20 protein-coding genes and 1 other RNA gene are annotated in these 21,251 nt (G+C 66.7%); 18 read left to right on the top strand and 3 right to left on the bottom strand.

Annotated features, from left to right (window positions below; all coding sequences use genetic code 11):
* Positions 1-14: 14 nt before the first annotated feature.
* Positions 15-341 carry a thioredoxin TrxA gene (gene trxA / locus ACTRWB_RS21105; protein ID WP_006402348.1) on the bottom strand — a complete coding sequence of 109 codons (327 nt, stop codon included), beginning with the start codon at positions 339-341 and terminating at the stop codon, positions 15-17.
* A 393-nt stretch (positions 342-734) separates the two neighbouring features.
* Between trxA and ffs the strand changes: the two genes are divergently transcribed.
* The 10 genes from ffs (at position 735) to ACTRWB_RS21055 (ending at position 10,234) form a co-directional block, all read left to right on the top strand.
* Positions 735-833: signal recognition particle sRNA small type (ffs, locus tag ACTRWB_RS21100), an RNA gene on the top strand.
* A gap of 127 nt (positions 834-960) precedes the next feature.
* The gene (locus tag ACTRWB_RS21095; protein ID WP_446903131.1) at positions 961-3,339 is read left to right on the top strand and encodes a DNA polymerase III subunit gamma/tau; all 2,379 of its coding nucleotides are present in this window, start codon (positions 961-963) and stop codon (positions 3,337-3,339) included.
* A 92-nt stretch (positions 3,340-3,431) separates the two neighbouring features.
* Positions 3,432-3,758 (top strand): YbaB/EbfC family nucleoid-associated protein, encoded by a 327-nt coding sequence (locus tag ACTRWB_RS21090; protein ID WP_006482124.1) that lies wholly within the window; start codon positions 3,432-3,434, stop codon positions 3,756-3,758.
* Positions 3,759-3,789: 31 nt separating this feature from the next.
* Entirely contained in the window at positions 3,790-4,386 is a 597-nt protein-coding gene (gene recR, locus ACTRWB_RS21085) for a recombination mediator RecR (RefSeq protein WP_034181272.1), read from the top strand.
* 48 nt (positions 4,387-4,434) lie between these two features.
* Positions 4,435-5,640, top strand: coding sequence for a CaiB/BaiF CoA transferase family protein (locus tag ACTRWB_RS21080; RefSeq protein ID WP_343492256.1), 1,206 nt, complete (start codon positions 4,435-4,437; stop codon positions 5,638-5,640).
* Between the two features lie 115 nt (positions 5,641-5,755).
* Positions 5,756-6,517 carry a 5'/3'-nucleotidase SurE gene (gene surE, locus ACTRWB_RS21075; protein ID WP_446903130.1) on the top strand — a complete coding sequence of 254 codons (762 nt, stop codon included), beginning with the start codon at positions 5,756-5,758 and terminating at the stop codon, positions 6,515-6,517.
* On the top strand, positions 6,514-7,446 hold the full coding sequence (locus ACTRWB_RS21070; protein ID WP_446903129.1) for a protein-L-isoaspartate(D-aspartate) O-methyltransferase: 933 nt from the start codon (positions 6,514-6,516) through the stop codon (positions 7,444-7,446). Before surE ends, ACTRWB_RS21070 begins: the two co-directional genes overlap by 4 nt.
* Positions 7,447-7,451: 5 nt before the next feature.
* Positions 7,452-8,354, top strand: a complete 903-nt coding sequence (locus ACTRWB_RS21065) for a peptidoglycan DD-metalloendopeptidase family protein (protein WP_446903128.1) — start codon at positions 7,452-7,454, stop codon at positions 8,352-8,354.
* Positions 8,355-8,365: 11 nt separating this feature from the next.
* Positions 8,366-9,454, top strand: coding sequence for an RNA polymerase sigma factor RpoS (gene rpoS / locus ACTRWB_RS21060; RefSeq protein ID WP_129512281.1), 1,089 nt, complete (start codon positions 8,366-8,368; stop codon positions 9,452-9,454).
* 3 nt (positions 9,455-9,457) lie between these two features.
* The gene (locus tag ACTRWB_RS21055; RefSeq protein WP_446903127.1) at positions 9,458-10,234 is read left to right on the top strand and encodes a 3'-5' exonuclease; all 777 of its coding nucleotides are present in this window, start codon (positions 9,458-9,460) and stop codon (positions 10,232-10,234) included.
* A gap of 30 nt (positions 10,235-10,264) precedes the next feature.
* On the opposite strand, the gene ACTRWB_RS21050 is transcribed toward ACTRWB_RS21055, so the two are convergent.
* Positions 10,265-11,119: an endonuclease/exonuclease/phosphatase family protein gene (locus ACTRWB_RS21050; RefSeq protein WP_446903126.1), complete on the bottom strand. Its 855-nt coding sequence runs from the start codon at positions 11,117-11,119 to the stop codon at positions 10,265-10,267.
* A gap of 162 nt (positions 11,120-11,281) precedes the next feature.
* On the opposite strand from ACTRWB_RS21050, the gene rlmD reads away from it, so the two are divergent.
* Positions 11,282-12,736, top strand: a complete 1,455-nt coding sequence (gene rlmD / locus ACTRWB_RS21045; RefSeq protein WP_446903125.1) for a 23S rRNA (uracil(1939)-C(5))-methyltransferase RlmD — start codon at positions 11,282-11,284, stop codon at positions 12,734-12,736.
* Between the two features lie 63 nt (positions 12,737-12,799).
* Here the strand turns inward: rlmD and ACTRWB_RS21040 are convergent, their stop codons facing one another.
* Positions 12,800-13,498: a Bax inhibitor-1/YccA family protein gene (locus tag ACTRWB_RS21040; RefSeq protein WP_006484459.1), complete on the bottom strand. Its 699-nt coding sequence runs from the start codon at positions 13,496-13,498 to the stop codon at positions 12,800-12,802.
* 249 nt (positions 13,499-13,747) lie between these two features.
* Between ACTRWB_RS21040 and ndk the strand changes: the two genes are divergently transcribed.
* The 7 genes from ndk to bamB all read left to right on the top strand — a co-directional run bounded on the left by ndk (position 13,748) and on the right by bamB (position 21,215).
* Positions 13,748-14,173 carry a nucleoside-diphosphate kinase gene (gene ndk, locus ACTRWB_RS21035; RefSeq protein ID WP_047900843.1) on the top strand — a complete coding sequence of 142 codons (426 nt, stop codon included), beginning with the start codon at positions 13,748-13,750 and terminating at the stop codon, positions 14,171-14,173.
* 55 nt (positions 14,174-14,228) lie between these two features.
* The gene (rlmN, locus tag ACTRWB_RS21030) at positions 14,229-15,368 is read left to right on the top strand and encodes a 23S rRNA (adenine(2503)-C(2))-methyltransferase RlmN (protein WP_193098506.1); all 1,140 of its coding nucleotides are present in this window, start codon (positions 14,229-14,231) and stop codon (positions 15,366-15,368) included.
* 178 nt (positions 15,369-15,546) lie between these two features.
* Positions 15,547-16,569 carry a helix-turn-helix domain-containing protein gene (locus ACTRWB_RS21025; protein WP_446903124.1) on the top strand — a complete coding sequence of 341 codons (1,023 nt, stop codon included), beginning with the start codon at positions 15,547-15,549 and terminating at the stop codon, positions 16,567-16,569.
* A gap of 112 nt (positions 16,570-16,681) precedes the next feature.
* Positions 16,682-17,986, top strand: coding sequence for a flavodoxin-dependent (E)-4-hydroxy-3-methylbut-2-enyl-diphosphate synthase (gene ispG, locus ACTRWB_RS21020; RefSeq protein WP_343492264.1), 1,305 nt, complete (start codon positions 16,682-16,684; stop codon positions 17,984-17,986).
* A 16-nt stretch (positions 17,987-18,002) separates the two neighbouring features.
* Positions 18,003-19,343, top strand: coding sequence for a histidine--tRNA ligase (hisS, locus tag ACTRWB_RS21015; protein WP_129512275.1), 1,341 nt, complete (start codon positions 18,003-18,005; stop codon positions 19,341-19,343).
* A gap of 55 nt (positions 19,344-19,398) precedes the next feature.
* Entirely contained in the window at positions 19,399-20,028 is a 630-nt protein-coding gene (locus ACTRWB_RS21010) for a tetratricopeptide repeat protein (protein WP_193098504.1), read from the top strand.
* Between the two features lie 41 nt (positions 20,029-20,069).
* On the top strand, positions 20,070-21,215 hold the full coding sequence (bamB, locus tag ACTRWB_RS21005; RefSeq protein WP_048246911.1) for an outer membrane protein assembly factor BamB: 1,146 nt from the start codon (positions 20,070-20,072) through the stop codon (positions 21,213-21,215).
* Positions 21,216-21,251 lie beyond the last annotated feature (36 nt).

Genomic DNA, 21,251 nt, shown 5'->3' with positions numbered 1-21,251 from the left:
CGGAACTGCCGGTATTACAGGTGGCTGTCCAGGAATGCGGTGAGCTGCGACTTCGACAGCGCGCCGACCTTCTGCGCGGCGGCCGCGCCGTTCTTGAACAGGATCAGCGTCGGGATGCCGCGCACGCCGAACTTCGCGGGCGTCGCCTGGTTGTCGTCGACGTTGATCTTCGCGATCTGCAGCTTGTCGCCGTAGTCCTTCGCGACTTCATCGAGGATCGGGGCGATCATTTTGCACGGGCCGCACCATTCGGCCCAGAAATCGACGAGCACGGGCTTGTCGGACTTGACGACGTCCTGTTCGAACGATGCGTCGCTGATGTGTTTGATCTGTTCGCTCATTGGGTCAATACCTCTTACGGTTCGGGGACTGCCTGCTTGCGCGTTGCGGCGTACCGGCCTCCGTAGGCTGCCGGCCGCCGTGGCAGGTAGCTCCGCTCTCCGGACGGGAGGGGCGTAAGCGCTGCATGCCGCGGCTCGCGGGTCGTTCGGGCGTCATATTAGCCTAAATTGCTATCTGCTGCGGGCGGCGATAGTAGCCGCTACGTGAGTAGGGGTACGACGCGACGTTCGACCGTTGTGCCCTGCAGGTGGAGGCCGGCTCGCGAATTACAAGGGGGGGGGCGGGCACGCATGCGATTCGCATGGCCGGACGCGCGCCGGTTTTGCCTGGCCTTTCGCATTGATGCGAACAAACGGTCGCATTCATCCGGAAGCGGTGATAGAATATGCCGTGACGGGCCTCCTCGCATGGTGGGGCGGTGAACCTGGTCAGGTCGGGAACGAAGCAGCCACAATCGTTTTCCGCCAGTGCCGAGGGTCGGGCTCGTCACCTTCCTTCTCGCCCCGTTCGCCGGGCGATTTTCATTTCTGCGCCACACTCCGTTTTACCTGCACTTTGCCCGACTTCCGCACTGTTTCGCGTGTCGGCGCGACGCAACGTTACTGATACAATTTCCCGATGACCTATCAAGTTCTCGCACGCAAGTGGCGTCCGAAGGATTTCGCTTCGCTCGTCGGCCAGGAGCACGTTGTCAGGGCGCTCACGCACGCGCTCGACGGCGGGCGTCTCCATCACGCCTATCTGTTTACCGGAACCCGCGGTGTCGGCAAGACGACGCTGTCGCGGATCTTCGCGAAGGCACTCAATTGTGAAACCGGCGTCACGTCGCAGCCGTGCGGCGTGTGTCGTGCCTGTCGCGAGATCGACGAGGGCCGTTTCGTCGATTACGTCGAAATGGACGCCGCGAGCAACCGCGGCGTCGACGAGATGGCCGCGCTGCTCGAGCGCGCGGTGTACGCGCCCGTCGATGCGCGCTTCAAGGTCTACATGATCGACGAAGTGCACATGCTGACGAATCACGCGTTCAACGCGATGCTGAAGACGCTCGAAGAGCCGCCGCCGCACGTCAAGTTCATCCTCGCGACGACCGATCCGCAGAAAATTCCCGTCACCGTGCTGTCGCGCTGCCTGCAGTTCAACCTGAAGCAGATGCCGGCCGGGCACATCGTGTCGCATCTCGAGCGGATCCTCGGCGAAGAGCAGATCAGTTTCGAGCAGCAGGCGCTGCGACTGCTCGCACGCGCCGCGCAAGGCAGCATGCGCGATGCGCTGTCCCTCACCGACCAGGCGATCGCCTATTCGGCGAACGAGGTGACCGAGTCGGCCGTGTCGGGCATGCTCGGCGCGCTCGACCAGACTTACATGGTGCGCCTGCTCGACGCGCTGGCGGCCGGCAGCGGCCCGGAAATCCTCGCGATTGCCGACGAGATGTCGCTGCGCAGCCTGTCGTTCTCGACCGCGCTGCAGGATCTCGCGAGCCTGCTGCACCGGATCGCCTGGGCGCAGTTCGCGCCGGGCTCGGTGCTCGACGAATGGCCGGAAGCGACCGACTTGCGCCGCTTCGCGGAGACGCTGAGCCCCGAACAGGTTCAGCTGTTCTATCAGATCGCGACGGTTGGACGCGCGGAACTCGGCCTTGCGCCGGACGAGTACGCCGGTTTCACGATGACGCTGTTGCGGATGCTCGCATTCGAGCCGGCCGTTGCCGCCGGCAGTGCACCGGGCGGCCAGCCGTCCGTGCCGCGTGCCGTGCCGGGCCCGCGCGCTGCCGCATCGGCCGCTGCGGCGAAGCCGGTATCGGCCGCACCCGCTGAAGCAGTACGTGCGCAGGCTGCCGCACCGGCTGCACCCGCTGCGCCGGCTGCGCGTTCAGCACCGGCACCGGCGCCGGCGCTGTCCGGCGATACAGCAGGCCAGCCGGCCGTGAAGCCGGCTGCCGTCCAGGCGTCCGCGCCGGCCACGGTTGAAGCGCAGGTTATCGAAACGCCGCAGCCGGAAGCGAATACGGCGCCGTTTGCGGCGCCGGCCGGCGATACACCGCCGCCCGCCCGCAAGGAATCCGAGCCGCCTGCCGCTGCTGCCGTTGCCGTTGCACAGCGAAACGACGAACCGGCAACGCCTGCCGCACCGGCGCCGCGCGCTGCGCCGCCCGAACCGGCCGCGCGTCCGTCCGCGCGCGCAGGCGGTGCTGCCGCCGCGCTCGACGTGTTGCGCAATGCAGGGATGCGCGTGTCGTCCGACCGCGGGCGCGCAGGCGCTGCACCCAAACCGGCTGCCCAGCCGGCCGCCGAGAAACCGGCCGCGCCGCGACCTGCCGTCCAGGTGCCGACGCCGCGCGCTGCCGCCCGTGCGCCGCAGGCAGCGGATTCGCGCCAGGCCTCGCCGCCGTGGGAAGACATCCCGCCGGACGACTACGTGCCGCTCAGCGCCGACGAGATGTTCGGCGGCCCGCCCGACGATGGCTTCGTACCGGTGTTCGACAGCGGTCCCGACGATGTGCGCGTGACGCCGAATCCGGTGGAAGCCCGTCCGTCCGCACCGGTCGACACGCGGCCGTTGCCGCCCGCGATCGCACTCGATCCGGTCGGCTTCGACGGCGACTGGCCGGCGCTGGCCGCACGGCTGCCGCTCAAGGGCGTCGCGTACCAGCTCGCGTTCAACAGCGAACTGACTGCCGTCGATGCGACGACGCTGAAACTTTCCGTGCCGGTGCCGCAGTATGCGGACGCCGCACAGGTAGCGAAGCTGAAGGCCGCGCTGGCCGACGCGCTCGGCAAGCCGGTCGAGGTGGCCGTCGAGGTCGGGCCCGCACGGCGCACCGCGGCGGCACTCGACGCGGCCGCGCGCGCGGCACGCCAGCGCGAGGCCGAGCAGGAGATTCACGGCGATCCGTTCGTCCAGCAGCTCGTGCGCGACTTCGGTGCGCGCGTCGTCGAGGGTTCGGTGCGTCCGCTCGCCGATTCGGCGTCGGACGGCCCGCCGCCGACGCTGCATTGAACTGACCGCGCCCCGACAGGCACAATCACGCCCACACATTGGCCGGCACGCGCCGCGTGCCGGTTTTCACACGATCAAGAAGGAGTATTCCCATGTTGAAAGGCAACCTCGCCGGACTGATGAAGCAAGCGCAGCAAATGCAGGAAAACATGAAGAAGATGCAGGAGCAGCTTGCGCTGATCGAAGTCGAAGGCCAGTCGGGTGCCGGCCTCGTCAAGGTAACGATGACGTGCCGCAACGAAGTGCGTCGCGTGTCGATCGATCCGAGCCTGCTCGCGGACGACAAGGACATGCTCGAGGATCTCGTCGCGGCTGCGTTCAACGACGCCGTGCGCAAGGCCGAAGCGACGTCGCAGGAAAAGATGAGCGGCATGACGTCGGGTCTGCCGTTGCCCCCGGGCTTCAAGCTGCCGTTCTGAGCGCAGCGTCCGTGCCACTTTTTGCCGCCGTATGAAACAGCCGTCCGCCCTGTCCGCTCTCGTCGAAGCGTTGCGCGTGCTGCCCGGCGTCGGGCCGAAATCCGCGCAGCGCATGGCGGTTCACCTGATGCAGCACGATCGGGAGGGCGCGGAGCGGCTCGGCCGGTCGCTGCTGTTCGCGACCGAGCACCTGCAGCACTGCGAGAAGTGCAACACCTTCACCGAAGCGCAGATCTGCGAGGTCTGCAGCGACGAGGAGCGTGATCCGACGCTGCTGTGCGTCGTCGAGACGCCTGCCGATCAGATCATGCTCGAGCAGACGATGACTTACCGCGGGCTGTATTTCGTGCTGATGGGGCGGCTGAGCCCGCTCGACGGGATCGGCCCGAAGGAAATCCATTTCGACCGCCTCGTGCGGCGCGCGTCCGACGGCATCGTCAAGGAAGTCGTGCTCGCGACCAACTTCACGAACGAGGGCGAAGCCACCGCGCACTACCTCGGCCAGACGCTGAAGGCGCGCGGGCTCGCGGTCACCCGCCTCGCGCGCGGTGTGCCGGTGGGCGGCGAGCTCGAATACGTCGACGCGGGCACCATCGCCCGCGCGATGCTCGACCGCCGCACGATGTAAGCCGGGCGCCGCCCGCGGGCGGCGCCGTTCCTCATGCCAGGGAGACACATGAGCACCAGCCAGGGCCCGCTCGCGGGCGTCAAAGTGCTCGAATTCGGAACGCTGATCGCGGGGCCGTTCGCGTCGCGGCTGTTCGCCGAATTCGGCGCGGAAGTGATCAAGATCGAGGATCCGAACGGCGGCGACCCGCTGCGCAAGTGGCGCAAGCTCCATCCGGAGCAGGGCGGCACGTCGCTGTGGTGGTCCGTCCAGGCGCGCAACAAGAAATCGGTCACGCTCAACCTGAAATCCGAAGCCGGCAAGGCGATCGCGCGACAGCTCGCGGGCGAGGCCGACATCGTGATCGAGAATTTCCGTCCGGGCCTGCTCGAAAAGCTCGGGCTCGGCTACGACGTGCTGTCGGCCGACAACCCGGGCCTCGTGATGGTGCGCCTGTCCGGCTACGGGCAGACGGGCCCGTATCGCGACCGGCCCGGCTTCGGCGCGATCGCCGAATCGATGGGCGGGCTGCGCCACATCACCGGATATCCCGATCTGCCGCCGCCGCGCATCGGCATCTCGATCGGCGATTCGATCGCCGCGCTGCACGGCGTGATCGGCGCGCTGATGGCGCTCCATCACCGCAAGGTCAATGGCGGCGCGGGGCAGGTGGTCGACGTTGCGCTGTATGAAGCCGTATTCAACATGATGGAAAGCGTGGTGCCCGAATACGGCGTGTACGGGATGGTGCGCGAGCGCACCGGTGCGTCGCTGCCGGGCATCGTGCCGTCGAATACCTATGCGTGCCGCGACGGCAGCATCGTGATCGGCGGCAACAGCGACCCGATCTTCAAGCGCTTGATGAAGGCGATCGAGCGCGACGACCTCGCCGACGATCCCGCGCTCGCACGGAACGACGGACGCGTGCCGCGCACGCAGGAGATCGACGACGCGATCGCCGCGTGGCTCGCGCCGCGCACGATCGACGACGCGCTCGTGGTGCTCAACGCGGCCGACGTGCCGGCCGGGCGCATCTACAGTGCCGCCGACATGTTCACCGATCCGCAGTTCGTCGCGCGGCAGATGATCCAGCGCTTCAAGCTGGCCGACGGCACCGATATTCCGCTGCCGAACATCACGCCGAAGCTGTCGGACACGCCGGGCGAAACGCGCTGGCTCGGGCCCGAGCTCGGCGAACATACGGACGAGGTGCTGCGCGGCCTCGGCTACGACGCGCAGGCGATTGCCGCACTGCGCGACGCGGGCGCGATCTGAGCGCAGAACGCCGCCGCGCAATGCGGCGGCGCACCGTGCGCGGATGCGTGCGCCGTCCATCCGCGGCCGCCGGACTGTCGCTCTCGCGCCATCTTTCCTCGGTTACAATCGCCGGATGCGAATCCTACTCAGCAACGACGACGGCTATCTTGCCCCCGGTCTCGCCGCGCTCAGCGAAGCGCTGCGGCCGCTGGCCGAACTCACGGTGATCGCGCCCGAGCAGAACTGCAGCGGCGCGTCGAATTCCCTGACGTTGTCGCGGCCGCTGTCGGTGCAGCGCGCGACGGGTACGGGTTTCTTCTACGTGAACGGCACGCCGACCGATTCGGTGCACGTCGCGTTGACGGGGATGACCGACGCCAAGCCGGATCTCGTTGTGTCGGGGATCAACAACGGCCAGAACATGGGCGAAGACACGCTCTATTCGGGGACAGTTGCAGCGGCCACCGAAGGCATCATGTTCGGCGTTCCGGCCATCGCATTCTCGCTGGCCGACAAGGGCTGGGCCCATCTGGCGGACGCCGCGCGCGTCGCCGCGGAAATCGTCGAGCACACGCTCGCGCATCCGCTGCCGGGTCAGCCGCTGCTGAACGTCAATATTCCGAACCTGCCGTACGACGAACTGAAAGGCTGGAAGGTCACGCGCCTCGGCAAGCGTCATCCGTCGCAGCCGGTGATTCGCCAGACCGACCCGCGCGGCGAGCCGGTCTACTGGATCGGTGCGGCGGGCGAGGCGCTGGACGCGAGCGAAGGCACCGATTTCCACGCCGTCGCAAACGGTTTCGTGTCGATCACGCCGCTGCAGCTCGACCTCACGCATACGCAGATGTTGCCCGCGACGCGCGAATGGGCGCGCGCCGGAGGGCGGGCTTCATGAGCGGCGAGCGCGCGAAGCGGTTCCCGCTCGCGCTCGAGGATCTCAAACGAGCGCCACGCAAGTCGGAAGGTCGGGCCGGCGATCGCCATGCGGCAGCCGCGAAGCCGAAGGCCGCCGACAAGCCCGCGACCGTGCTGAAACCGGTTGCGGTGAAGCCGGCCGCCGTGCGAACGACGCTGCCCGGTCCCGCCGCCGCGAAGCCAGCGACCGCGCCGAAGCCGACCGCACTCAAGCCCGCGCTGCCGAAGCCGGCGGCGCTGAGCGTCGCGCCGGCCGGCGCGTTCGCGCTCACGTCGGAACGTGTGCGCGAGCGGATGGTCGAACGGCTGCGCGCGAATGGCGTGACCGACGCGCGCGTGCTGGAGGCGATGGCCGCGGTGCCGCGCCACCTGTTCGTGGATCCGGGGCTCGCGACGCAGGCCTACGAGGATTCCGCGTTGCCGATCGGCCACCAGCAGACAATTTCAAAGCCGTCGGTCGTCGCGCGCATGATCGAGCTCGCGATGGCCGGCCGCACACTCGAGCGCGTCCTCGAGATCGGCACGGGCTGCGGCTATCAGGCCGCCGTGCTGAGCCACGTGGCACGCGACGTGTATTCGATTGAACGCATCAAGCCGCTGTACGAGCGCGCGAAGCTGAACCTGCGGCCGCTGCGCGTGCCGAACATCCGTCTGCACTACGGCGACGGGCGTGTCGGCCTGCCGTCCGCGGCCCCGTTCGACGCGATCGTGATCGCGGCGGCGGGGCTCGACGTGCCGCAGGCGCTGCTCGAGCAGCTCGCGATCGGCGGGCGGCTCGTCGCGCCGGTCGGCGCGCAGAGTGGGCAGCACCAGGTGCTCACCCTCGTCGAGCGCGTCGCGCACGCGCAATGGCGAGAGTCACGGCTTGATCGCGTTTTCTTTGTCCCTTTAAAATCCGGAGTGATTTGAAACCGATGAGTATGTTGCGCGCGATGCAAAACAACCGATCCAGGGAACCGCTCACGCTCGCCCAGCGCGCGATCTGTGTGGCAGCGTTCTCCACCCTACTGGCCGCGTGTGCGACGCGGCTCGACAACGCGCCCGTCGTCGACCGCTCCGGGTCGCTCGGCACGTCCGCCACCGCGCAGCCCGCGGTGCCGCTCGGCCCGCCGCCTCCTGGCTTCTACCGTGTGAAGCCGGGCGACACGCTGTACCGGATTGCGCTCGAGAACGGGCAGAACTATCGCGACATCGCCACGTGGAACAACCTGGCGAACCCGAACCAGATCGAAGTCGACCAGCTGCTGCGCGTCGCGCCGCCGGGCGGCGCCGCGGTTGCGGGCGTACCGGCTGCGGGCGCACCGGTTGCCGCGCCGATCACCGGCGCAGGCGTCGCAACCGCGCCGCTGAGCAGCGGCCCCGCGACGCCGGCTGCCGGCACGTCGTCCACGCTCGCGACGCCGCCGGCCGCGGCCACCGGATCGAGCGACACGGCGGCAGCCCCGAGCGGCCCCGTGACGTTCGCGTGGCCCGCGCGCGGCCCCGTGCTGAACGGGTTCGACGACGCGAAGAACAAGGGTGTCAACATCGGCGGCACGGCCGGCGAAGCCGTGAAGGCGGCGGCCGACGGCCGCGTCGTCTACTCGGGCAACGGCCTGCGCGGCTACGGCAACCTCATTATCATCAAACACGATGCAACTTACCTCACGGCGTATGCACACAATCGCGCTTTGATGGTAAAAGAGGGGGACGCGGTAACGAAGGGGCAGAAGATCGCCGAGATGGGTAATAGCGATGCCGACCGCGTGATGCTGCATTTCGAGGTTCGCCGGCAGGGTAAGCCTGTCGATCCGCTGAAGTATTTGCCGCCTCAATAACCGAGACGACCATGCCGAAATCGAAGCGCCACGAGCCGCAAGCCGAGTCTGAGAAGATCAGTCGTGCCACGCAAGCATCGGTGGGGCGAGCTGGCGCTTCGACGGACGACGAAGACGACGTCGCGGAAAACGAGCGTGACCTCGAGGCACGCGACGTCGAGGCGGACGGTGGCGACGACGAGCGCGAAGGCCGCTCGGAAGTATCGCCCGAGGTCGACGATTTCCGCACGCTGCTGCAGGCCGAACTCACGGCCGACACGATCCAGCATTACCTGAACCGCATCAGCGTGAAGCCGCTGCTGACCGTCGAGGAGGAGCAGCGCTATTCCCGTCTCGCGAAGGCCGGCGAATTCGAGGCGCGGCAGGTGATGATCGAACGCAACCTGCGTCTCGTCGTCAGTATCGCCAAGGGGTATCTGAATCGCGGCGTGCCGCTGCTCGACCTGATCGAGGAGGGCAATCTCGGCCTGATGCACGCGATCGAGAAATTCGACCCGACGCGCGGTTTCCGCTTCTCGACCTATGCGACCTGGTGGATCCGGCAGAGCATCGAGCGGGCGATCATGAACCAGGCCCGCACGGTGCGCCTGCCCGTGCACGTGATCCGCGAACTGAACCAGGTGCTGCGCGCGAAGCGCCACCTCGAAAAGAATTCGATGTCGACGGGCGAGGCGGCCGAGCGCCGCGAAGCCAGCATCGACGACATCGCCTACCTCACCGGCAAGACCGCCGAGGAAGTCACCGACATCCTCGCGCTGAACGAGCACACGGCGTCGCTCGATGCGCCGCTCGATCTCGATCCCGCGAGCAGCCTGCTCGATCTGCTGCCCGACGACCAGAGCCAGTCGCCCGACGCCGAGGTGCAGCACCGCGAACTCGAGACGCTGACGCGTGCCTGGCTGTCACGGCTGTCCGACAAGCATCGGCACGTGATCGAGCGCCGCTTCGGCCTGAACCACATCGAACCGGCGACGCTCGAGGAGCTGGCCGACGAGATGGGGCTCACGCGCGAGCGCGTGCGGCAGATCCAGCAGGAAGCGCTGGTGCGCCTCAAGCGGTTCTTTGCCTCCAACGGCGTGCGCAAGGACGCCGTTCTGTAACTGATGACTCCGATTCTTGTTTTTGACATCGAGACGATCCCCGATGTCGACGGCATTCGCCGTCTGGAAGACCTGCCCGCGACGCTCGACGATGCCGCGGTGGCCGAACATGCGTTCGCCGCACGACGCGAGAAGACCGGCGGCGATTTCCTGCCGCACCACCTGCAGCGCATCGCGGCGATTTCATGCGTGTTCCGCGACAACAATGGTTTTCGCGTACGCTCGCTCGGCACGTCGCAGGACGACGAAGCGACGCTGATCCAGTCGTTCTATCGCGTGATCGAGAAATACACGCCGCAGCTCGTGTCGTGGAACGGCGGCGGCTTCGATCTGCCGGTGCTCCATTACCGCGCGCTCGTGCACGGCATTCCCGCGACCCGCTACTGGGATCTCGGCGAGGACGACCGTGAATTCAAGTGGAACAACTACATCTCGCGCTATCACTCGCGGCACACCGACCTGATGGACGTGCTCGCGATGTATCAGGCGCGCGCGAACGCGCCGCTCGACGCGCTCGCGAAGATGTGCGGCTTTCCGGGCAAGCTCGGGATGGACGGCAGCCAGGTGTGGCCGGCGTTCCGGGAAGGGCGAATCGAGGAGATCCGCAATTATTGCGAGACCGACGTCGTCAATACGTACCTGCTGTACTGCCGGTTCCAGTTGATGCGCGGCGGCCTGACGCCGAGCGAGTATGCGGACGAGATCCTGCTCGTGAAGAACGCGCTCGCGCTGGAACCGGCGTCGCACTGGGCCGAATACCTGGCCGGTTTCGACGCGTAGTGCGGGCGGCGCCGCCGCCGGCCCGCGCGATCAAGCGAGTTCGAGCAGCACCGGCTGGTGGTCCGATGCGCGCGTAGCGCCGTCGATCTCGCACCGCGTGATGCGCGGCAGCAGCGTGTCGGTCACGAACACGAAGTCGCACGCCAGCGGCCCCTCCGACCATTGCACCGTATCGTAGACGCCCGCCGTCGGCGGCGGCGTGCTGCCGGGATGCTGCGCGGCCCATGCGTCGACGAAGTACGGGGCGTCGGCGATCGGTTCCAGGAAGCGCCGATATGCGTCGCTGCCGAACGCGCTGTTGAAATCGCCGCAGACGATTGCGTCGCGCGGCTGGTCGGTCGCACTGAACGGCCCCTCGGCGGTTTCGGCGGGCGCCGGTTGTTCCGCATGCGCGCAGGCTTCGCGATGCCGGTCGCGCAATGCGTCGACCTGCGCCAGCCGCTGGCGCGCCGAATAGTATTCGAGATGCGTGGTGACCACGCGCAACGGGCCGAACGGCGCCTGCAACTCGACGTCGAGCGCGACGCGCGGCATCGACGGCGCGTCGGCATCGGCCGGCCACGGCAGCAACTGGCGCAGCACGCGCCCGATCGGCAGCCGGGTCGCGATCGCATTGCCGAACTGGCGACGCGGTGCGCCGGGTTCGATGGCCGGCAGGTCGGCGCCGATGGCTTCGACGATCGTGTAGCCGGGCAGCAGCGCCGCGAGTTCGGCGAACTGGTCGGGGCCGGGCCGGCCGGGCAGTGCGCCGAAGCCGCGTGTGACTTCCTGCAGGCACAGCACGTCGAAATCGCCGAGCCGGCGGATCGCCGCGACGGTGTGCGAAAGGTCGACGACGCCGTCCGCGTCCCGGCCCCATTGGATGTTCCAGTCGATCAGTCGCATGGTCGAATCTCCTGCCGCGCGGATGCCGGGCCGCGCACCGCTCCCGATTGGCGCTGCGGCCCGCCGGCCGCGGGCCTGCCTGAGCCGCCCGCCCGGCCGTTCCGGCGCGATGCAGGGCCGTCTATGCTTAAGTGTCGACGCTTGCCCCATGCAAAGCGGCCGATGCGGGCTTTCGTCGTCTACAATCTCGCCTTCTTCAACGTTTGTCAGGAAAAGCTGGTGTCCGAAGCCGTCCCCACTTCTGCGCGCAAATCGAAAAATGCGCCCGTCGCGCCCGGGATCGCCCCGGTTCTCGAGATCGAATCGCTCGACATGGAAGCGCGCGGTGTCGGCCGCACGATCACCGAGGACGGCGAGCCGGGCAAGGTCATCTTCGTCGAGGGGGCGCTGCCGGGCGAGCGCGTGACCTATTCGAGCTACCGCCGCAAGCCGAGCTACGAGCAGGCGACGGTTGTCGATATTCTGCGCCCGAGCGTGATGCGCACCCAGCCGAAATGCAAGTTCTTCGGTACCTGCGGCGGCTGCTCGATGCAGCATCTCGACATGCGCGCGCAGGTGGCGGTCAAGCAGCGTGTGCTCGAGGACAACCTGTGGCACCTGGCGAAGCTGCGCGCGGAAACGATGTTCGCGCCGATCCACGGCCCGTCGTGGGGCTATCGCTACCGTGCGCGCCTGACCGTGCGCAACGTGGTGAAGAAGGGCGGCGTGCTGGTCGGGTTCCACGAGAAGAAGAGCAGCTACGTGGCCGACATGACGAGCTGCGAAGTGCTGCCGCCGCACGTGTCGGCGATGCTCGTGCCGCTGCGCCGGCTCGTCGAGGGGCTGTCGATCCGCGATCGGATGCCGCAGATCGAGCTGGCGGTCGGCTCGGAGGTCACGGCGCTCGTGCTGCGCGTGCTGGAGCCGATCAACACGGACGACGAAGCATTGCTGCGCGCGTTCGCGGACGAGCACAAGGTGCAGTTCTGGCTGCAGCCGAAAGGCCCAGACACGGTGACGCCGTTCTATCCGCTCGACGTGTCGCTCGACTACACGCTGCCGGAATTCGGCATCCGCATGCCGTTCAAGCCGACCGACTTCACGCAGGTCAACCATCAGATCAACCGCGTGCTGGTGGGCCGCGCGCTGCGCCTGCTCGCGCCGTCGCGCGACGACCGCGTGCTCGACCTGTTCTGCGGGATCGGCAACTTCACGCTGCCGCTCGCGCGCCTGTCGCGCGAAGTGATGGGCATCGAGGGCAGCGACACGCTGACGACGCGTGCGTTGGCGAACGCGCGTGAGAACGGCGTCGACGGCCATACGACGTTCGCGTGCCGGAACCTGTTCGAAGTGACGGGCGACGACCTCCGCGCGCTCGGCGCATTCGACAAGTACCTGATCGACCCGCCGCGCGAAGGTGCGCTCGCGGTGTCGAAGGCGCTGGCCGAGATCGCGCAGAGCGGTGAAGGCCCGCTGCCGAAGCGCATCGTCTATGTGTCGTGCAACCCGTCGACGCTTGCGCGCGACGCGGGCCTGCTCGTGCACGAGGCCGGCTACCGGCTGAAGGGTGCCGGTGTCGTGAACATGTTCCCGAATACGTCGCACGTCGAATCGATCGCGCTGTTCGAGCGCGACTGAGCCGGGCGGCAGACGTAAAAAAACCGGCCATCAGGCCGGTTTTTTCATGGTGCGTGGCGAACGTCAGTTGCGGTTGCCGCCGAAGATGCCGAGCAGCGCGAGCAGGTTCGTGAACACGTTGTACAGGTCGAGGTAGATCGCGAGCGTCGCCGAGATGTAGTTCGTCTCGCCGCCGTTCACGACACGCTGGACGTCGAACAGCATGTACGCGGAGAAGATCGCGATCGCGAGCACCGACACGGTGAGCATCAGCGCCGGCAGTTGCAGGAAGATGTTCGCGACCGATGCGAGCAGAATCACGATCACGCCCATGAACAGCCACTTGCCGAGCCCCGAGAAATCACGCTTGCTGACCGTGGCGATCGTCGCCATCGTGGCGAAGATGATGCCGGTGCCGCCGAACGCGAGCATGATCAGCGACGGGCCGTTCGAGAAGCCGAGGATGAAGCTCAGCAGTCGCGACAGCATCAGGCCCATGAAAAACGTGAAGCCGAGCAGCACGAACACGCCGGCCGCGCTGTTTTTCGTCCGCTCGATCGCGAACATGAAGCCGAACGCGATCGCGAAGAACGCGAGCAGGCTCATCATCGGACTCGTGGCCGCGAACAGCGAGAAGCCCGTCGCGACGCCGACCCAGGCGCCCAGCACGGTCGGCACCATCGACAGCGCGAGCAGCCAGTACGTGTTCCGCAGCACGCGGTTGCGAACCTCGGCGGTGCTGACGGAACCGCCACGGCCGAAATTGTACGGATAGTCGTTCATGGTTTCTCCTAACATTGAACGCATGGGCGTCCGGGGCCGGTTCGGCGCGCGCGGTGTGCGGCGCAGCAAACCGGAGCAGCTATGGCTAAGATACGTTCCGCGCCGGGAGGTTTCAATGGCTGCACGGCGCAAAACATATGGATTCGGAACCTTTCACATGTGTAAGGGTTCAATCGCAATGATACACGGGATCGTGCTACAATAGCGGATTCATTTGAACCTGTAACTTCTTAATTTTTTGGAGTTTTTATGGCAATCGAGCGCACCCTGTCGATCATCAAGCCGGACGCTGTGGCAAAGAACGTGATCGGCCAGATCTACAGCCGTTTCGAAGGCGCCGGCCTGAAGATCGTCGCATCGCGCATGGCACACCTGTCGCGTGCTGACGCAGAGAAGTTCTACGCGGTTCACGCAGCGCGTCCGTTCTTCAAGGACCTCGTCGATTTCATGATCTCGGGCCCGGTGATGATCCAGGTTCTGGAAGGTGAAGGCGCGATCCTGAAGAACCGCGACCTGATGGGCGCAACGGATCCGAAGAAGGCGGAACAGGGCACGATCCGCGCCGACTTCGCAGACAGCATCGACGCGAACGCCGTGCACGGCTCGGACGCAGCTGAAACGGCTGCCGTCGAAGTCGCGTTCTTCTTCCCGGAAATGAACGTTTACTCGCGTTAAGCCCTGGCTGACAGCAAGTAGGCAGGATTCAGCGCACGCGGCAAGGCAGCACATCATGACGAGCGAAACTTCCGTCAATCTTCTCGACTTCGATGCCGAGGGTCTTGTCGCGTACTGCGGCAGCCTGGGCGAGAAGCCGTTCCGCGCCAAGCAGTTGCAGCGCTGGATCCATCAGTACAACGCCGGCGATTTCGACGGCATGACCGATCTCGCGAAGTCCTTGAGAGAAAAGCTCAAGGGCCGCGCGTCGATCGTGATGCCGGATATCGCCAGCGATCACGTTTCCACCGACGGCACGCGCAAGTGGCTGATCGACGTCGGAAACGGCAATGCGGTCGAAACCGTGTTCATCCCGGAAGAGACGCGCGGCACGCTGTGCGTGTCGTCGCAGGCCGGGTGCGCGGTCAACTGCCGCTTCTGCTCGACGGGCAAGCAGGGTTTCTCCCGCAACCTGTCGACAGCCGAAATCATCGGCCAGCTACGGATGGCCGAATTTGCATTGCGAGCGTCGCTGGGCCGCGCGCCCGGCCCGAACGGCAAGGCCGAACGGGTCGTCACCAACGTGGTGATGATGGGCATGGGCGAGCCGCTCCTGAATTACAGCGCGGTCGTGCCCGCGATGCGGTTGATGCTCGACGACAACGCGTACGGCCTGTCGCGCCGCCGCGTCACGCTGTCGACGTCCGGCGTGGTGCCGATGATGGACCGCCTCGGCGCCGAGTTGCCGGTCGCGCTGGCCGTTTCGCTGCACGCGCCGAACGATGCGCTGCGCGACGAGCTGGTGCCGCTCAACAAGAAGTACCCGCTCCGCGAGCTGATGGCTGCGTGCCAGCGCTATCTGAAAGTCGCGCCGCGTGACTTCATTACTTTCGAATACTGCATGCTGGACGGCGTCAACGACACCGAAGCGCATGCACGCGAATTGCTGGCCGTCACGCGTGACGTGCCGTGCAAGTTCAATCTGATTCCGTTCAATCCGTTTCCGGAATCGGGCCTCCTCCGCTCGAAGTCGGAGCAGATCAAGCGCTTTGCACAGATCCTCATCGACGCGGGTGTCGTCACGACCGTGCGCAAGACGCGCGGCGACGATATCGATGCCGCGTGCGGCCAGCTGGCCGGCGCGGTGAAGGACCGCACGCGCCTCGCGGAACGAACGGGCGCAGCAGCAAAAATCATCGAAGTTCGGGCAATTTGACGGGGACGCCTAGTCGGGGGTGCCTGTCCGGGGATGCCCGAACCTTTTGGCAGTACAACACGCGAACAGCGATCGGTCGCGGCGCCACGGCGCCGCGCATGGTATGGACAGTTGCGGGTGCCGGCCGGTGGAAGCCGGCGGCGGCCGCCAGTGAAGAAGAATCGACGCGAGGACAAGGATGAGTGAGCCGCAGCCGTCTAACGGCGCAGAGACGAATGCCGCGAAGCCGGCACCGGCGGGACTGGAATCGCTGGCGGCGGTCGGCAGCCGGCTGGCGCAGCTTCGGGAGACGAAGGGCTGGACGGTCGACGACGTGTCGGCGCGACTCAAGGTCGCACCGCAGAAGCTCCGGGCGCTCGAGGCTGGCGACATCAGCCATTTGCCGGGCGTGACGTTCGCGCTCGGTGTCGTGCGCAGCTACGCGAAGATGCTCGGCGTCGATCCGGAACCGTTCGCGCAGGCGTTGCGCCGTGAGCGCGGGGTGCCGGAAGTCGACCTGTCGATGCCTGCGTCGTCCGGGACGGATCTGCCGCGCGGCCGCGTGTCGATTCCGCTGGGCGGCTCGTCGCGTCACCACCCGTGGCTGTGGGGAACGGCGATCGTCGTCGTCGCGGTGGTTGCCGTACTGATGTGGCACACTGGCGGCGATTCGTCGAGCCTGCTCGCGCGCTTCAAGGGCGGTGACACGGAGCATGCGTCGGCCGCGAGCGCGCCGGCTGCGTCTTCGTCGTCCGTTGACGATGCGGCCGCGAGCGGCGCGTCGGCGGTGGTCGCCAATGACGTTCCGACCCCGGCTTCGGCGTCCGCAACCGCCGTGCAGGCGATTGCATCCGCTGTCCCGGCGCCCGCGGCACCGGCCGTGACGGCGCCTGCATCGCAGCCCGTCGTGGCAACGACGACGGCGGCGAGCGCCGCCGCGCCGGCCGAGCCGGCGAGCGTCGTGGTTGCGGCAGGCCAGTCGATGGTCGAACTGAAGGTCAAGCAGGATTGCTGGTTCAGCGTGCGCGACAAGAACGGCAAGGAGCTGTTCTCGGCGCTGGTGCGGGCCGGCGAGACGAAGCAGGTCGCCGGCGACGGGCCGTTCAAGGTCACGATCGGCAACAAGGCAGGCCTCGACGCGGTCGCGTTCGACGGAAAACCTGTCGATCCGGCAAAATATTCGGCAGCGCGGGGTAATGTGGCGCGGTTCACGTTGCCCTGACGTCAAGCGCCGTGGCGAAGGCCTGTCGTCGATATCGGCAGGCCGTGAGGGCACGGCGCTTTTTCAATTCATGCGCTGCGTTGCGGCGCATTCCGCGTAAATGGATCTATCGATGCAATCCGAAGCTCAATCCCCACGCAACAGTCAGATTTGTTCAACCGAGCCGGTGTTCGGCGGGCATCAGCCGCGCCGCGTATCGCATGCGGTGGATGTCCGCTGGGGCGGGCAGCTCGTGACGATTGGCGGCACCGCGCCGGTGCGCGTGCAGTCGATGACGAATACCGATACGGCCGACGCGATCGGCACGGCGATCCAGATCAAGGAACTCGCGAATGCGGGCTCCGAACTGGTGCGCATCACGGTCAACACGCCGGAGGCCGCGGCCGCCGTGCCGGCGGTCCGCGAGCAGCTCGACCGGATGGGCGTGACCGTGCCGCTCGTCGGCGATTTCCACTACAACGGCCATCTGCTGCTGCGCGATTTCCCGGGCTGCGCGGAGTCGCTGTCGAAGTACCGGATCAATCCCGGCAACGTCGGCCAGGGCGCGAAGCGCGATACGCAGTTCGCGCAGATGATCGAAGCCGCGGCCAAGTACGACAAGCCCGTGCGCATCGGCGTGAACTGGGGCAGCCTCGACCAGGATCTGCTCGCGCGCATGATGGACGAGAACGGCGCGCGGTCGCAGCCGTGGGACGCGCAGAGCGTGATGTACGAGGCGCTGATCCAGTCGGCGATCGGCTCGGCCGAGCGTGCGGTCGAGCTGGGCCTCGGCCGCGACCGCATCATCCTGTCGTGCAAGGTCAGCGGCGTGCAGGACCTGATCGCCGTCTACCGCGAACTCGGCCGCCGCTGCGGCTTCGCGCTGCACCTCGGGTTGACCGAGGCCGGCATGGGCTCGAAGGGCATCGTCGCATCGACGGCCGCGCTCGGCGTGCTGCTGCAGGAAGGGATCGGCGACACGATCCGCATCTCGCTGACGCCGGAACCGGGCGCGTCGCGCACGGGCGAGGTGATCGTCGGCCAGGAAATCCTGCAGACGATGGGCCTGCGCTCGTTCGCGCCGATGGTGATCGCGTGCCCGGGCTGCGGCCGTACGACGAGCACGCTGTTCCAGGAACTCGCGATGCAAATCCAGACCTACCTGCGCGAGCAGATGCCCGCGTGGCGCAAGGAGTATCCGGGCGTCGAGAAGATGAACGTCGCGGTGATGGGCTGCATCGTCAACGGCCCGGGCGAATCGAAGCACGCGAACATCGGCATCAGCCTGCCGGGTTCGGGCGAGAACCCGGCCGCGCCCGTCTTCATCGACGGCGAGAAGGTCAAGACGCTGCGCGGCGAGCGGATCGCCGAGGAATTCCAGCAGATCGTCAGCGACTACGTCGCACGCAATTACGGCCGCACCGAGGCCCTGAATTAATTCGTCCACACACACGATGACTGAACAGAAACGCAAGATCGAGAAGCTCGCCGGCGTCAAGGGCATGAACGACATCCTCCCGCAGGATGCCGGTCTTTGGGAGTTCTTCGAAGCCACGGTGAAATCGCTGCTGCGCGCCTACGGCTATCAGAACATCCGCACGCCGATCGTCGAACATACGCAGCTCTTCACGCGCGGCATCGGCGAAGTCACGGACATCGTCGAGAAGGAGATGTACAGCTTCACCGACGCGCTGAACGGCGAGAACCTGACGATGCGCCCGGAAAACACCGCGGCCGTCGTGCGTGCGTCGATCGAGCACAACATGCTGTACGACGGCCCGAAGCGCCTGTGGTACATCGGCCCGATGTTCCGCCACGAGCGCCCGCAGCGCGGCCGCTATCGCCAGTTCCACCAGGTCGGTGTCGAGGCGCTCGGTTTCGCGGGTCCCGATGCGGATGCCGAGATCATCATGATGTGCCAGCGCCTGTGGGACGACCTCGGCCTGACCGGCATCAAGCTCGAGATCAACTCGCTCGGCCTCGCTGAAGAGCGCGCCGCGCACCGCGTCGAACTGATCAAGTACCTCGAGCAGTTTGCCGACGTGCTCGACGAGGATGCGAAGCGCCGCCTGTATACGAACCCGCTGCGCGTGCTCGACACGAAGAATCCCGCGCTGCAGGAGATCGCGCAGAACGCGCCGAAGCTGATCGACTTCCTCGGCGACGAATCGCGTGCGCACTTCGACGGGCTGCAGCGCCTGCTGCTCGCGAACAACATTCCGTTCAAGATCAACCCGCGCCTCGTGCGTGGCCTCGACTATTACAACCTGACCGTGTTCGAGTGGGTGACCGACAAGCTCGGCGCGCAGGGCACGGTCGCGGCCGGCGGCCGCTACGATCCGCTGATCGAGCAGCTCGGCGGCAAGCCGACCGCCGCGTGTGGCTGGGCGATGGGCATCGAGCGTATCCTCGAATTGCTGAAGGAAGAGGATCTTGCGCCCGAGCAGGAAGGTGTCGACGTGTATGTCGTGCACCAGGGCGAGACCGCGCGCGAACAAGCGTTCATCGCTGCCGAGCGCCTGCGCGACACGGGCCTCGACGTGATCTTCCACTGCAGCGCCGACGGCGCGACGGCAAGCTTCAAGTCGCAGATGAAGCGGGCCGACGCAAGCGGCGCCGCGTTCGCGGTGATCTTCGGCGAAGAAGAGGTCGCGAACGGCACGGTGGGCGTGAAAGCGCTGCGCGGTGCGGGCGAAGAAGGGGAAAAGAACGTTCAGCAGACCGTACCGGTCGAAAGCTTGACCGAATTCCTAATCAATGCGATGGTTGCATCCGCCGAAGACGGCGACGACTGATCGCGCTGGCATCCGCTCGACAAGAAAAGCCTGAACAGGAAGGAAACGCTCGCCGATGAGTTATCACGACGAACAAGAATCGATTGAAAGTCTGAAGGCGTGGTGGGCCCGCTGGGGCAACCTCACCACGTGGATCGTGCTCGCAGCGCTCGTCGTCGCGGCCGGTTTCAACGGCTGGAACTACTGGCAGCGGCGTCAGGCTGCCGAGGCGTCCGGGCTGTACGAGCAGGTCCAGAAGGCCGCCGCCGCGAACGACAAGGCGACGATGGCTCGCGCGGCTGCCGACATGGAAGACAAGTTCAGCAGCACGCCGTATGCACAGATGACGGCGCTCTCCGCCGCGAAGGTGCTGTACGCGGCAGGCGACGCGGCAGGCGCGAAGGCGCAGCTGCAATGGGCCGTCGATCACGCCAAGGACGACGAGTACAAGCAGATCGCGAAGCTCCGTCTCGCATCGCTGCTGCTCGACGAGAAGGCGTACGACGCGGGCCTCACGCTGCTGTCGGGTACGCCGGTCGATGCATTCAAGGGCCTCGTGGCCGATCGCCGCGGCGATCTGCTTGCCGCGCAAGGCAAGACCGACGATGCGCGCGCCGCTTACAAGCTCGCGCTCGACGGCCTGTCGAAGGACGACCAGTCTGCACGCCAGCTCGTACAGTTCAAGCTGGACGCACTCGGCGGCTGAACCCCGGTCCCCTCAACCTCTTAACTCTGCTTCGCTAACCGATGAATTTGCTGAAACGTTACGCTGTGCCCGTCGCCTGCGCGGCGGCTGTCCTCGCATTGGCGGCCTGCTCGTCGTCGAAGGACGCGCGCCGCGTGCCGACGCCGCTCACCGAGTTCAAGCCCGTCATGGACGTGCAACAGGTCTGGAAGGCGAGCGTCGGCAAGGGCGGGCGCTACCTGTTCTCGCCGGTGGCCGTGGGCGACGCCGTCTATGCGGCGGGCGAAAACGGTTCGGTCGAGAAGATCGACGCGAAGACGGGCCAGACGATCTGGCGCTCGAAGGTCGACTCCGACCTGTCGGCCGGTGTCGGCAGCGACGGCAACCTGACCGCGGTCGGCGCGCTGAAGGGCGGCGTGTTCGTGCTGGGCCCGGACGGCAAGCAACTGTGGAAGACCAGCGTGCAGGGCGAGATCTTCTCGCCGCCGCTCGTCGGCAACGGCCTCGTGGTTGTCCGCACGATCGATGGCCAGGTGATCGCGTTCAACGCGCAGACGGGCGAGCAGAAGTGGAACTACCGCAACCGCGCGGTACCGCTGAACCTGCGCGTGTCGGCCGGCATGACGTTCGCGGGCGACGCGGCGGTGCTGGCGGGCTTCCCCGGCGGTGGCCTCGTCGCGATCAACCTGCAGTCGGGCGACCCGTTCTGGCAAACGCCCGTGTCGTTCCCGAAAGGGGTGACCGAGGTCGAGCGCATCAACGACGTCAGCGGCCCGCCGACACTCGTGGGCGCGGAAGCCTGCGCGGTGACGTTCCAGGGTCAGCTCGGCTGCTTCGATGCGAACTCGGGCCGCCCGCTGTGGGAAAAGGCGTTCTCGAGCCGCAGCGGTCTTGCGCAGGACGATTCGGTTGTCGCCGGCGGCGACGACTGGTCGGTCGTGACGGCGTACGACGCGGCCTCCGGCAACCAGCTCTGGCGCAACGACAAGCTGAAGAGCCGTGACGTCGGCGTGCCGTACCTGCTCGGGCATGCGGTCGTGATGGGCGATTACCAGGGCTTCGTGCATTTCCTGTCGCGCGAAGACGGCAGCTTCATCGCCCGGATGAAGACCGACGGCAGCGCGATCACGGCGGCACCGGTCCTCGCGGGCAATACGCTCGTCGTGCAGACGAAGGACGGCGGCCTGTACGGGTTCCGTCCGCGCTGACGAGCAGGAAACCTGCGCGGCCGTGGCGCGGCGGGC

The organism is Burkholderia sp. YIM B11467, assembly GCF_052952715.1.
This window is presented reverse-complemented; position numbering and strand designations above follow the sequence as displayed.

What these genes read in the sequence shown, in the direction of transcription:
- trxA (WP_006402348.1), bottom strand. Translation starts at nt 341, where the DNA reads ATGAGCGAACAGATCAAACACATCAGCGACGCATCGTTCGAACAGGAC.
- ACTRWB_RS21095 (WP_446903131.1), top strand. Translation starts at nt 961, where the DNA reads ATGACCTATCAAGTTCTCGCACGCAAGTGGCGTCCGAAGGATTTCGCT.
- ACTRWB_RS21090 (WP_006482124.1), top strand. Translation starts at nt 3,432, where the DNA reads ATGTTGAAAGGCAACCTCGCCGGACTGATGAAGCAAGCGCAGCAAATG.
- recR (WP_034181272.1), top strand. Translation starts at nt 3,790, where the DNA reads ATGAAACAGCCGTCCGCCCTGTCCGCTCTCGTCGAAGCGTTGCGCGTG.
- ACTRWB_RS21080 (WP_343492256.1), top strand. Translation starts at nt 4,435, where the DNA reads ATGAGCACCAGCCAGGGCCCGCTCGCGGGCGTCAAAGTGCTCGAATTC.
- surE (WP_446903130.1), top strand. Translation starts at nt 5,756, where the DNA reads ATGCGAATCCTACTCAGCAACGACGACGGCTATCTTGCCCCCGGTCTC.
- ACTRWB_RS21070 (WP_446903129.1), top strand. Translation starts at nt 6,514, where the DNA reads ATGAGCGGCGAGCGCGCGAAGCGGTTCCCGCTCGCGCTCGAGGATCTC.
- ACTRWB_RS21065 (WP_446903128.1), top strand. Translation starts at nt 7,452, where the DNA reads ATGAGTATGTTGCGCGCGATGCAAAACAACCGATCCAGGGAACCGCTC.
- rpoS (WP_129512281.1), top strand. Translation starts at nt 8,366, where the DNA reads ATGCCGAAATCGAAGCGCCACGAGCCGCAAGCCGAGTCTGAGAAGATC.
- ACTRWB_RS21055 (WP_446903127.1), top strand. Translation starts at nt 9,458, where the DNA reads ATGACTCCGATTCTTGTTTTTGACATCGAGACGATCCCCGATGTCGAC.
- ACTRWB_RS21050 (WP_446903126.1), bottom strand. Translation starts at nt 11,119, where the DNA reads ATGCGACTGATCGACTGGAACATCCAATGGGGCCGGGACGCGGACGGC.
- rlmD (WP_446903125.1), top strand. Translation starts at nt 11,282, where the DNA reads ATGCGGGCTTTCGTCGTCTACAATCTCGCCTTCTTCAACGTTTGTCAG.
- ACTRWB_RS21040 (WP_006484459.1), bottom strand. Translation starts at nt 13,498, where the DNA reads ATGAACGACTATCCGTACAATTTCGGCCGTGGCGGTTCCGTCAGCACC.
- ndk (WP_047900843.1), top strand. Translation starts at nt 13,748, where the DNA reads ATGGCAATCGAGCGCACCCTGTCGATCATCAAGCCGGACGCTGTGGCA.
- rlmN (WP_193098506.1), top strand. Translation starts at nt 14,229, where the DNA reads ATGACGAGCGAAACTTCCGTCAATCTTCTCGACTTCGATGCCGAGGGT.
- ACTRWB_RS21025 (WP_446903124.1), top strand. Translation starts at nt 15,547, where the DNA reads ATGAGTGAGCCGCAGCCGTCTAACGGCGCAGAGACGAATGCCGCGAAG.
- ispG (WP_343492264.1), top strand. Translation starts at nt 16,682, where the DNA reads ATGCAATCCGAAGCTCAATCCCCACGCAACAGTCAGATTTGTTCAACC.
- hisS (WP_129512275.1), top strand. Translation starts at nt 18,003, where the DNA reads ATGACTGAACAGAAACGCAAGATCGAGAAGCTCGCCGGCGTCAAGGGC.
- ACTRWB_RS21010 (WP_193098504.1), top strand. Translation starts at nt 19,399, where the DNA reads ATGAGTTATCACGACGAACAAGAATCGATTGAAAGTCTGAAGGCGTGG.
- bamB (WP_048246911.1), top strand. Translation starts at nt 20,070, where the DNA reads ATGAATTTGCTGAAACGTTACGCTGTGCCCGTCGCCTGCGCGGCGGCT.